At 69.3% G+C, this 12,152-nt stretch carries 7 protein-coding genes; 2 read left to right on the forward strand and 5 right to left on the reverse strand.

Annotated elements, in window-relative coordinates; genetic code table 11:
- Positions 1 to 17 precede the first annotated feature (17 nt).
- The 4 genes from TA3x_RS28940 to TA3x_RS28955 form a co-directional block, all read right to left on the reverse strand.
- Positions 18 to 1,334: a transporter substrate-binding protein gene (locus tag TA3x_RS28940; protein ID WP_435022643.1), complete on the reverse strand. Its 1,317-nt coding sequence runs from the start codon at positions 1,332 to 1,334 to the stop codon at positions 18 to 20.
- A gap of 169 nt (positions 1,335 to 1,503) precedes the next feature.
- Positions 1,504 to 2,547 carry an NAD-dependent epimerase/dehydratase family protein gene (locus TA3x_RS28945; protein ID WP_435022645.1) on the reverse strand — a complete coding sequence of 348 codons (1,044 nt, stop codon included), beginning with the start codon at positions 2,545 to 2,547 and terminating at the stop codon, positions 1,504 to 1,506.
- A 93-nt stretch (positions 2,548 to 2,640) separates the two neighbouring features.
- Positions 2,641 to 4,491 (reverse strand): hypothetical protein, encoded by a 1,851-nt coding sequence (locus TA3x_RS28950; RefSeq protein WP_435022647.1) that lies wholly within the window; start codon positions 4,489 to 4,491, stop codon positions 2,641 to 2,643.
- Between the two features lie 111 nt (positions 4,492 to 4,602).
- Complete coding sequence (locus TA3x_RS28955) at positions 4,603 to 6,852, reverse strand: polysaccharide biosynthesis tyrosine autokinase (RefSeq protein WP_435022649.1); 2,250 nt, start codon at positions 6,850 to 6,852, stop codon at positions 4,603 to 4,605.
- A gap of 270 nt (positions 6,853 to 7,122) precedes the next feature.
- Here TA3x_RS28955 and TA3x_RS28960 point away from each other — a divergent pair, with 270 nt between their 5' ends.
- Together TA3x_RS28960 and TA3x_RS28965 are read left to right on the forward strand one after the other, a co-directional pair.
- Positions 7,123 to 8,343, forward strand: a complete 1,221-nt coding sequence (locus TA3x_RS28960) for an FHA domain-containing protein (RefSeq protein WP_435022651.1) — start codon at positions 7,123 to 7,125, stop codon at positions 8,341 to 8,343.
- Positions 8,344 to 9,151: 808 nt separating this feature from the next.
- Positions 9,152 to 10,690: a replication initiator protein A gene (locus tag TA3x_RS28965; RefSeq protein WP_435022653.1), complete on the forward strand. Its 1,539-nt coding sequence runs from the start codon at positions 9,152 to 9,154 to the stop codon at positions 10,688 to 10,690.
- A 60-nt stretch (positions 10,691 to 10,750) separates the two neighbouring features.
- Here the strand turns inward: TA3x_RS28965 and TA3x_RS28970 are convergent, their stop codons facing one another.
- Positions 10,751 to 11,938 carry an acyltransferase family protein gene (locus TA3x_RS28970; protein ID WP_435022655.1) on the reverse strand — a complete coding sequence of 396 codons (1,188 nt, stop codon included), beginning with the start codon at positions 11,936 to 11,938 and terminating at the stop codon, positions 10,751 to 10,753.
- Between the last annotated feature and the right edge of the window lie 214 nt (positions 11,939 to 12,152).

Below are 12,152 nucleotides of genomic sequence, written 5' to 3' on the forward strand. Positions count from 1 at the left end.
CGACGAGCGGCCGGGCTTCAGCCCGGCGGGACGGCCGGCGTCTGGCCGGCGCCGGACCAGTTGCCGCGCCAACCTTCCCGGAGGCCGTCCAGGAAGGATCGCCAGTCGCCATCGCCGCGCGTGATCGTGTAGAGGACCGGGCGGATCGGCCGGTCGATCGACCAGGTCGCCTCGATCTGGCCGTCGGGGCGGAACCGCCCCACGTGGCAGGGCCGCCACACCGCACGGATCGCCGAGTCGACGCTGATCACCCCCTCGGGGGCGTCGAGGCTGATCCGGGGCAGCCGGGGGAGGACGTTCGCGGACGACGGGTCGCCGGCCTCCTCGGCCGCCTTCGCCCACATGCGGACCCCCTCGTGCGCCATCACCGCGGGGGCCGAGGGCATCCGGTCGTCGCCGTGGTGCGCCTTGAAGATCCGGAGGAACTCGCGGTTGGACAGGGTATCCAGCGTGGTGAGGTAATCCGCCGCCAGGTAGTGGCCGCTCAGGTCATCGGCGTTGATCCGGCGGCCGTCATCCTCGGTCATCCGGAACGACAGCGCCGGCGAGCCGGCCGCCGTGATCCCCGCCCGCCGCAGGGACGTGAACAGGGCGGTGTTGGTGTCGCCGGACGTGAAGTTGAGGATCAGGTCGGGCTGGGCCCTCCGGATCGCGGCCACCGCCGCCGCGACCCCGTCCACGCCGGGCGAGATCGACAGCTCGCCGGCCGGCTCGATCCCCGAGCATCGCAGCTGGTCCCGCGCGATCTCGGCGACCGTGCGGGACCACACCTCGTCGTTGCTCAGGAGGAACGGCTTCTTGACGGACAGCCGATCGATGGCCCACCGCACGGCGGGGACGACCTGCTGATTGGCGGTCGTCCCGGCGTACATGATGCGGGACGCCTCCTCGATCCCCTCGAAATCGCCGGGGAAGACGAGCAGGGAGTTCAACTCCTCGATGACCGGCCGCATCAGCCGGCGGCTCTCTGCGGTCCAGCCGCCGAACACGACGCTGACCTTGTTGGACTCGATGAGCCGTCGGGCCTGCGACGCGAAGGTCCGGGGGTCGGATCGGCCATCGGCCTCGACGACCTCCAGGAGTCGACCGCCGATGCCCCCCCGGTCGTTGATCTGCTTGACTGCAAGCAGCTCGGCGTCACGCAGCGGGCGTTCATAGGGCTCCAGCGGCCCAGAGAGGGAATGGATCACGCCGACCAGGATCGGCGGCCGCACCTCGGCGGCGAGCGACCCGATCCGGGCGAACGTCCGCGATCCCGCCAGCTCGCCGAGCACGACCAGGGCCACCAGGGCCCCGATCCCGATCAAGGCCCCGATCGCCGTCTTCCGCCACATGGGCCGCCCTCACGATCAACGACCCGTGCGCATCGCGACCGCCGACGCCGGGGGCCGGGACCGTCCAGGGGATGTGAGGGAGTATAACCGACCCCAACTACCCATGCTTCCCTATCGGCAAGATTTCTCCCCGTCCCCTCATCGGGGCGGCGAGGTCAACCCGTCCCGGTCAGACCGTGAACAGGTTGCGATTCTCGTCGATCCAGGCGAGCAGGCGCCCCACGCCCTCGGCGACGCCGACCTTGGGGGACCAGTTGAGCATGCGCGACGCCTTGCGGATGTCGGCCACGAAGACGCGCTGGTCGCCGGGCCGCCAGTCGGCGAAGGCCGGATTGAGGGGATGGCCGAAGTGGGCCTCCAGCATCCCGACCAGTTCCAGGAGGCTTAACGTCCGGTCGGGCCCGCCGCCGATGTTGAAGACCTCGCCGGCCACGCGGTCGATCCGGTCGAGGGCGATCTCGTAGGCGTCGATCAGGTCGCCGATCCAGAGGGCGTCGCGGATCTGCCGGCCGTCGCCGAAGATCGAGAACTTCTGGCCCCGGGTGGCGGCCAGGCAGAACCAGGCGACCCAGCCCTGGTCTTCGATGCCGAACTGGCGCGTGCCATAGATGCACGACTGGCGGAAGGCGACCGTCTTCAGGCCGTAGATCCGGGCATAGTCGCGGACGTACTGGTCCCCGGCCCCCTTGGAGCATCCGTAGGGGCTGTGGAAGTCGAGCGGCTCGTGCTCGTCCACCCCGTTGGGCCGGTTCTCGTAGGCATAGCGGCCATCGCGGATGATGACCTTTTCCTGCTCCAAGTTGCCGTAAACCTTGTTGGTCGAGCTGTAAAGGACGGCGGGTCGCCCGCCCGCCGCGAGCCGGACGGCTTCCAGGATGTTGAGCGTGCCGAGGGCGTTGGTCTCGAAGTCGGAGCGGGGGTCGGCCACGCTGGTGGTGACGGCGACCTGCCCGGCGAGGTGCAGCACGGCATCGGCGTCGGCGTGCTGGGCCAGGAGGTCGGACATCGCCGAGGCGTCGCGGATGTCCGCCTTGACGAAGGTCTCGATCCCCTGCCCTCGCAGCCAGGCGAGGTTATCCTCGGCCCCGCGACGGCTCAGGTTGTCGACGACCACCACGCGATCCCCGGCCGCATGGAACCGCGACGCCGCGTGGCACCCGATGAACCCGGCGCCCCCGGTGACGATCCACTTGCGTCCGCCTTGATCGCTCATGTCTCAATCCTTGATCCGCCGAATCCGTCGACCTTCCTCGGTCCGTGGTCAGGGTAGCTTACCGGGCCTTCCGGCGATACGCCAATTGCCGCCTCATCGGGTCAGCCGAGGTTCGCCGAAGGCGATCGGAGGGGCGACGAACCGGACACGCACCGCTTCGACCCGGCCTTTCGACCAGTGCGGCAGCCGATCCAGGGGGATCGCCCATTCCTGCTCTCCCGCGGCCGGGTCGGCCCGGAATCGAATGCTCCGCTCCCTCGACCAACCCTCGCCCGCCCCTCGCCAGTCGATCTCGATCGGGATCCGCAACGGACCCGACCGGAAGGTGAGGAATCGCGGCTCCTCCGCCCCCGAATAGCGGTCCATCCGATACTCCAGCGCGGCGGGCCAGCCGGTCATCACGTATTGCGGCAGCGCCTGGGCCGGGAGGAGGGGCCGGGCATGGTCCCCGGCCGCCAGATGCCCCGAGGTCAGGGTGGGCCGCCCGCCTGCCCCGATGGGTTGGGCCCGAGCGGACACATCCATACCGCCCCACAGGGCCCGGCGATCTGCGTCCGAAAGACGTCCCAGGAGGAGCCTCCGGGCGTCCTCGTCGCTGCCGACCATCCCCGACCCGAACCGGGGCACCAGCCAAAGCCCGTTGTATTCCGGCTGGAACCAGTAACACCAAACCGGATCGAGCGCGGCGAGGCACCGGGCGCGGTCGATGCCCTGGGACGCGCACGCCTCGCCGACGCGGACCATCGCGGCGAGCGTTTCCCGTTGCTCGGGATGGTGATAGGTCGCGAACTCCCGCTCGAATCGACCGCCGTGGAGGAGCAGGAGCACCGCAGCCACGCCATTCATCGCCGCCAGCGTCCGGGGCCATGACTCATCCAGACGGCCGAGCCATCGCCGCGACAACAGGGCGAACAGGAGGATCAACCCGAGCTGGGGAAAGAGATGGAAGCGGCCGACCGCGTACAACCACCGTGGTCCGTGCGAGTTGCGGAAGGGGTAGGTCAGCACATAACCGCCCACGATCAGCCCCAAGGCCACCAGGGCCGGTCCGGCGCGGCGATCGCGGATCAGCACGAAGGCGGCGAGCGTCAGGACCGCCACGGACAGGGCCAAGAGGATCCCGCCCGGCAGGGTCCGGTCGAGGTCGATCCCGGCCAGCAGTCCGGGCAGCAGCCGGGCGATGGGGGCCTGCATCGCCAGGAACAGCCCGCCCAGCCGATCCGGCGGATTGCGGATGCCGCTACCCAGGACCCGGTCATAGCGGAAGCTCGCGGCGACCGCCAGGAAGGCGGCCGTGCCCGCCAGGGGGATGAGGGCGGAGAGGCGGTCCCCCTTGCGGACCGCCATCCGGGTCGCGACGATCGGGCCGGCCAGCAGGCCGATCGCCGACGAAGCCGGGGCCAGCATGCCGCCGAGGAACAGCCCCGCGACGCGTGATCCTGCATTCTTCCCGCCCGTCGCGGCGCCGCCGAGCAACGCGACCAGGGTCCAGAATAAGGCCCAGGTGAAGCTGCTCGACGAGAACCAGAAGCTGCATTCGGCGGTCGTCGACGACAGGGCGAAGGCGGTGCATGCGATTAACGCGGTGGCCCGCGATCCGGTCTCGCGCCGGAGCCAAGCGGCCATCAGCCCGAGCGCGAGCCAGAAGGGGACGTAGGTCGCCAGCGTGAAGGCGGCCGGGGCCCGGGTCAGGTCGCGGCCGGCCGCTTGCCAGACGACCCACGAGACGGCCTCGAACCAGGGGGCCATGTGCTCGTTGAACGGGCGGAACAGGACTTCGCCCAAGGGTTTGGCCTGGAGGTCGGCCACGCGGAGGAGGTCATCGCTGTAGAGGGACGGGGTGCGGAACCGTCCCAGGTGCGGGACGGCCAGGAGGGTCGCGAACGAGGCGACCATCAGGCCGATGATCGGCCGCCGCCATCGCTCGCGAAGCGATCCGTCCATGATCCATCCCCGGCGGGGACGGGAGCGCGGGCCCTCCCCGGCGACCGCCCCGAGCCCGGAAGGGTATCGAGTTCGGGCGGTTGCACAAGGGCAATGAGCATGGTAGACGGGTCAGCCGTCGACCGAGGTGACCACCGGCCCGGGCCCGGTCGGCACCCCGTAGGCCCGGCCCGCATCGCGGACGCCGGCAACGACAGCCCCCAGGACCGGCACGCCCATCGAGGCGAGCCGCTGGTCGGCCTGCTCGATCAGGGGGAACCGGCTGGTGTCCGACCGGACCGAGAGGACCGCCCCATCGACCCAGCGGCCGATCGTCAGGGCGTCGGGCACGGGCAGGACGGGCGGGGCGTCGACGATGACCATGTCGAAGCTCTCGCGGGCCCGCGCCAGCAGGCGGCCCAGGGCTTCGCCGTGGAGCAGCCGGCCGGGGTCGGCCCGGTCGGTCCCGGCGGCGAGGAAGTGGACCCCCCCGGCGTCGCCGATCACGCCGATGGCCTCCTCGGCGGTCGCCTCGCCCCGGAGCACGTCGGCCAGCCCGCGGCGGTTCCCCTGGTCGAACATCTGGCTCAGGGTCGGGCTCCGCAGGTCGGCGTCGATCAGCAGCGTAGAGAGGCCGGCATTGACGCACCGCTCGGCGAGCTGGGCGGCCAAGGTCGTCTTCCCCTCCCCCACCGAGGCGCTGGTGATCAGCAGGCAGCGGCGGGATCGGTGGTCGCGGCGATCGCAGAGGACGACCCGGAGATGTTCGAGGCCCTGGACGAACCGGGCGATGTCGTCGCGATGCCGCGCGGTCCCGGGCCGGGGCAGGGTCGGCAGGACGCCCAGGACGCGGGGCTGGAGCGTCGTCGGGAGGTCATCGGGGCCGACCACACGGCCCGACCGCAGCTCGGCCAGGACCAGCAGGCCGACCACCCCGAGGAGCATCCCGAACGGGGCGATGACCATGGCCTTGATCCGGCGATGGCCGTCGGGCAGCTCGGCCACGCGGGCCGGGAACTCCTGGCGGAACCCGGCCACGGCCCCCTTGGCCTCCACCTCGGCCCGGTCGAGATCCTTGGTGAGGGTATCCAGCATCGCCTCGGAGCGGGCGAGGTCGTGGCGGGCGAATTCTAGGGTCAGTTCGTCGGCGCCGGCCGCCTTTGTCTGGGCGTTGAGCCGGCCCAGCCGATCGTTGAGCCCGGCGGTCATCGCCTCCAGTTCGACGAGCCGGCCGGCGGCCTGCTGGGCCTCGACCTCGGCCGCCGAGGTGGACTTGGCGGCCTGGGCCAGCGCAGGTTTCTTGCGGATCCAGAGCTGATCGATCTGCTTCTGGCCCTCGTCGATCGTCTTGCGGGCCGCGCCCCGGGGGATCTCGCTGGCGTTGCGGGCCACCCGATCGGCCTGGGCCAGCTCGTCGCGGGCGGCCTCGACCTGGCCCCGGAGCGTGGCGACCTGGGGATCGGCATAGAAGGCGGCCACGACCGCCGCATCGACCTTGGCGTCGGGCTCGTGGGCGGCCGACCGCTGACGGGCCCGGTCGAGCTTGGCCCGCGCCGCCATCATCTCAAGGTCGATCGTGAGGAGTTGATTGGACAGGGTCTTGTACTGATCCAGGGCCACCGCATCGCGGTCGCGGGCGCGAGCCGAATCGATCGCGCCGAGCTTGGCGGCGCGGTCGACGACCTCGGAGCGGCGGAGGTCGACCTCCCGCGCCCGGGCATCCCGCGCCTCGCGGATCCGGCGGACCTTCTCGACCGCACCGTCGTCCCCGTTCTCGGTCGCCCTGAGGAACGACTCGATCACCGCATCCACGACCCGGGCCGGCTCGTCGGGGGTCGGCGAGGTCATCGTCACCTGGATCAGGTCGGTCTGGGGCACGACCTGGGCGACGATCGCCGACCGGACCGCGTCCTCCGGCGCCTGGCCCCTGGCCAATGTGGGCAGGCCGAGCAGTTCGGGGTGGGCCTTGATGGCCGCCTCGATCACGCCCGGGTTGGCCAGCCGTCGCGCCTGGGTCTGCTTGTAGACCTCGAAGTCGCCGCCCGGCCCGCCGTCGCGGAACCGGCCCCGATCGCCCGCATCGACCTTGATGACCGAGACGGCCTGGTAGCCGGGCCGGATCTTCCGGTCCGCCCAGGCGATCAGCCCGGCCGTGCCGGCGGCCCAGGCGATCAGCGCGACCCAGGCGTGGCGGCGCACCGCCCGCCATGCCAGGCCGAGCGATAGCCCAGACTTCCGCCCCGACCGGGCCGACGTCGACGCGGGTTCGCCCGGCAACTGATCGGCGACGGGCCCGAAATCAGCCGGGGCGGGCAGGGCGAGCGGCCTCTCGATCGCGTGATGGATCTTGGGGCCCCCAAGGGGGCGGGGGGTCGGCGGCATGGGTGTCGAATCCTTCCCTGGAGGGACGTCCAAGAGGGACGAGCCCGCATCGTCGCGTCCGGCGACCATGATGCGCGTCGACGTGATCGCCTGACAAGGGTCAAATCCCGACGACCCACCCACGATTGCAACGGAGGGTCGCGATCGCCTAGAATGATCGGCCGCAACGCGGCGTTCACGGAACCGAACCCGGCCTTATAAATTCATGGATCGATGGACGTTGCCACCTCGTCCCGGACACACCGCCCTGCTCCTCTTCCCGGTGGCCCGATGAGTCGTGCCGCGATGCCGATCGGCCCGGACCCGTTGCCCGCCCTCGGCGTGCCGTGGGCCGACGGGCAGGTCACGTTGAGGCTCCGAGGGCCGGGCAAGGAACCGGGGCGGATCCTCCGAACCGAAGGGCCGGTCGCCCTGATCGGACGCCACCCCGGGGCATCGATCCGGATCGCCGACCGGGCCGCGGCGCCCCGCCATGCCCTGCTGGTGCTCGACCGTCGAGGGCTGTTCTGCGTCGACCTGTTGACCCGATCCGGGACCCGGTTCGCGGGGCGGGAGATCGCCTCGCAGTGGCTCATCCCGGGCGATGCCCTGGAGATCGCCGGCCGACGCCTGGAAGTCCTCCGGCTCCGCGCCGACGGGGCGGCCATCGATCCCTCCCCGGTCTACGATGACCTCTTCGCGCCGGCCGGCCCCGACCTGGAACGGCTGTCGCTGCATCCCCTGGACGGCGGCCACGCGCCCTGGGTCCTGGGGTCGCCGCTCGCCTTCCTCGGGCGGTCGGCGGCGTGCGGGATCCGGCTCCTCGGTTCGGCGGCCTCGCCGATCCACTGCGCGATCTGGCGCGAGCCGGATTCGGCCCGGGTGATCGACCTCCTCGGCCGCGACACCCGGGTCAATGGCCAGCCGGTTGTCGGCTCCGCGCCGCTCCGGGACGGCGACATCCTCCGGATCGGCCGGGCCGAATTTCGGGTCGGCATCGGCACCCAAGTTGTTGCCTTGCCAGTGGTCCCGGCGGTGCTTCGCGAGATCGTCCCGGTCATCGAGGCGGAGCCGATCGAGGCCCTCACCGCCCATCCCGCCGTTCGCGAACCCGAGGCCGGGTTGAACGAGATCCTCGACCTACTCCGTCAGTTCCAGGGGGATGCCGCGACCCTGATCGAAGGCCAATTCGCCCAGATCGATGCCCTTCGTCGCGAGCTTGCCGCGCTCCGGGAGGATCTCATCCCGCCCCCCGCCCTGCCGGCGGAGTCCGCCCGCCCGTTCGACCTGGAGATCCCGGCCACGCCCGCCGCCCCGACTTCCGCGACCGATAACGCCGCATGGCTCCTCGGCCGGCTCAACGCCCTGGAACCGGAGACGCGATCGCGCTGGAAGGATATGCTGGGACGGATCACGACGGCACTCAGTCCCCGGGCCTCCTCGGACGTCGAATCCGATCCGCCGACGACCGATCTCGTCCCGCCGAAGCCCACTCCAAACGACCCATCCTGAAATCGCCCAGGATCCCCAAGGTGCCATCGCCATCCTGGATGGTCGGATGACACGTCCGGCGATTCCGGATCGCACTGGCAATCCGCCAGGGCCTTTCCTGGGCACGCCATCGTTTCGCCTCGCGCCGAATGACGACTGAGCGACTGCTGCGATCGTCCCTCCCGTCGGTATGGTGATGATCTGGTCACGACGAACCGGACATACTTGGGCCCAGCCCCCGAGCCGATGAAGGCGGCCACCCTAGCCCACAAGCCCGAACGCTCGATGATCGGCTCGCATTACCGATGAACCGGACATACTTGGGCCGCCCTGGGTGGCTCCCCAAGCACCGTCTGAGGGTCCGGAAAAGGGCCTCGTTGCGATACCGATGAACCGGACATACTTCGTCCCCGACCGGTCGGCCGTGAGGATCGGGGGGGCATCCGTCCATCACGATAGACCGGACATACTTGGTCACCTGGCCCGTTTTAGTGGACAGGCGCCGATAGCGATGGATGAGACATAGATCACACCCGTCCATTACCGATGAACCGGACATGGTTAGGCGCTGCACTCACGATGAACCGGACATACTTTTACCGATGAACCGGACATAGTTGGTCCGTGCACTCACGATGAACCGGACATACCACTACCGATGAACCGGACATACTTGCGCTCCACAACTTCTGTTAGATCGCAAACTTGCGGCGCCTAGAATTTGTTTTAGACTTTTGTTTAGACTGAAAGACAACAACAGCCTGCGGCCGTCTTGTTGTTGCTTTTTCTCCTGATTATCCGGAACAACCCGCACGATTGGACGTCAATCATGATGTTTGGAGCGGATAAGCAGGAAGATCTGGAATGGACGGCTGAAGAGAATGGGGGCTTTGAATCGGTCGAAGGGAATGCAACTGCATCCGATCATGGATGGAAGGATGAACTCAATCTCGCCGAATTCCCGATTGCGGCCCTGACCGACCGGGTCCCGAACGGGCAGACGACGCTGGTCTTCGAGGACAAGCTGGAGCGCCGCGACGAGCCGCCGATCATCCGCCGCCTGACGATCATGGGGACCGGCAAGCATGGCCTCCCCACTTCGACCGACGACGAGGTGCTGGTGGGCCTAATCCAGCTCACCAAGAGGCGGAGCAATTTCACTGACGCCAAGGTGCCGTTCTCGCGTTACGAGCTGATCGAGATCCTGGGCTGGCCCCAGAGCGGGGCGAGCTACAAACGGATCGAGGAGGCCCTCAACCGCTGGGTCGGGGTCGTCCTGGCGTATGAGAATGCGTGGTGGGACAACATCGAGAAGAGCTGGGTCGATGAGACGTTCCACGTCCTCGACAACGTGACCCTCTACGATCGCGAGCGTCGCAAGCGGGCGGCCAAGGCCAAGCCGGGGGCGAAGCCCGCGCCGTCGAAGCGGCCCCGGAAGGTCGGTGCCGAGGGGGACCCCCTGCCCCTGTCCAGCTTCCGCTGGAACGAGGTGATCTTCCAGAGCTTCCAGAGCGGCAACCTGAAGCAGCTCGATCTCGAGTTCTACCTGAGCCTTCGGTTGCCCACGACCAAGCGGATGTTCCGGTTTTTGGACAAGCGATTCTATCGCCGCAACCGGCTCGATTTCGACCTCAGGACCCTGGCCTGCGAACACATCGGGATGAGCCGGTCCTATGCCCCGACCGAGCTGAAGCGGAGGCTAAAGCCGGCCCTCGAAGAACTGGAGCAGCTCGGCTTCCTGGAGCCCCTGGACGCCGAGGAACGCTACTCGTGGGTTTCCCGGGGAAACTGGCGGATCATCCTGATCCGCCACCAGGACGAGGCCACGGCCCCCCCTGCCCCGGCCTCCGAGCCCAACGAGCTGGTCGAGGCGCTCACGGCCCGGGGCGTGACCCCGAAGACGGCCGCCGACCTGGTCGCGGCCCACCCGGCGGTCCGGATCCGCACCAAGCTCGAAGTCTTCGACTGGTTGACCCGGAACGAGGACAAGCGGGTCGGCAAGAACCCCGCCGGATACCTGGTCGCCTCGATCCGGTCCGACTACCAGCCGCCCGAGGACTTCGCCGCCGCCCCGGCGAAGGCCCGCGCGGCGGCGGCGAAGGCCAACGTCGAGGAGACCAAGCAATCCGCCCGGCGCAAGACCCGCGACGAGAAGGCGGAGGCCGAGGCCCGCGAGGCCGCCCTCCGGGAGCGCTGGGACCGCTTGCCCGAATCCGAACGCGAGGCCATCCGCCTGTCGGTCAAGGCATCGAACCCGGGCCTCGGCCGGTGGAAGCACATGCTCGAACCGCTGTGCCTCGCCGCGATGGACGCCCCGCGACCCCCCATGGTCGTCCAGAAGGGATTGTTCACGGCCGAGGACGATTGATGACCGCTTTCCCCGGGAAAGCGGCGGGCGGCCCGTCGCTTTCCCGGGGAAATCGCCCGGTCAGATCTTGAGGTAGATCCGCCGGCGATCCATCCAGAGCAGGATCAGCCAGTAGGCCGCCAGGACCACCACTCCCCCGGCTAGCGGCTCATACGGCCCCCATCGCGTGAAGACGCCCGGCCCGAAGTGGGTCCGCACATCCGACCGGATGAAGCCATCGATCAGGTGGGCGATCAGATAGGCGGCGATCGAGTTCCGCCCGATCACCCGCAGCGGGTAGGACCACCCTTGCGGCCCTCCGAGATCGAGGGCGGCGTAGAACCCGGCCAGGATCGCCAGGCAGAACCCGCCGCTGAACATGGTCCAGCTCGGCGTCCAGATCCGCTTGACGATCGGGCACAGGCCGAGGCCCTGGACGACGAGGCCGAGCAGGAGGCCGGCACCCCCCGCCCCGACCATCATCGCCAGCTTGCGGCCGGGCGTCCGATCCGATCGGAGCCAGTCCCCCGCGATTGCCCCGAGGAGCATCGTGGCCAGGGTGGGGATGAAGCTCAGGGTCGCATACCCGCCCCGGTTGGCCAGGAACGGGCTTTCCCGGGGAAACAGGTTGAGGAACCAGGTGTCGAACGCCCAGGCCAGGTTGCTGTTCTTGTCCCAGTGGGCCGAGAACCCGGACTCATGGTGGGGCCAGTCCGGGGGGACGCCGACCGCCGACCAGTCGAAGGTCGGGCCCGGGAGCGGGTAGGCCGCGAACGCCGCCCAGTAGCCCAGGAGGATCGCGACGAAGGCGGCCCAACGGGCCCGGGCCGACGCATAGCCGAGCAGGAACAACGGCAGGTAGCCCATGCCGATCTGGGTGAGGGTGTCCTCAAACGTGAAATTGGTCTGCTTTCGGCCGATCGACCGGAGCCAGATCCCCAGCACGATCAGGGCGAAGGACCGCCACGCCGCGTGGAGCAGCGACCGCGAGAACGGCTCGCCGCGCCTCTGGCGGGCGGCCATCGAATACGGCAGAGCGGCCCCGACCAGGAACGAGAACGATGGCTGGATCAGGTCGTGGAGCGAGCACCCGCGCCAGGCGACGTGGGTCTGCTGGTCGGCCAGGAATCGCCAGACCGGCCCGGGCACCGCTTTGGCGACCTCCTGAAATTCCAGGACCTCGGCCATCATCAGGAGCATGACCGTGCCGCGATAGGCGTCGAGCGAGGCGAGCCGGTTGGGTGGGGATGCCGGGAGTTCGGTCGTCATGGGGTGCCCTTCCCCGCGCCGGGTGGGGAGACATCGAGGAAGCCGGCCGGGCCCGCATCATCCCCGGGAAATCGTCGCATCGCCACCCGGTTTCCCCGGGAAAGCCAACTCCCGCTCTCGGTTTCCCCGGGAAACTGCCGATCCAACGAGCATGGAATGGGAAGTCGGCTCAACGGCCGGTTTCCCCGGGAAAGCGCCTCACAGGGAGCGAGCC

The organism is Tundrisphaera macrotermitis, assembly GCF_051175315.1.
In the GTDB taxonomy this organism is placed as follows: domain Bacteria; phylum Planctomycetota; class Planctomycetia; order Isosphaerales; family Isosphaeraceae; genus Tundrisphaera.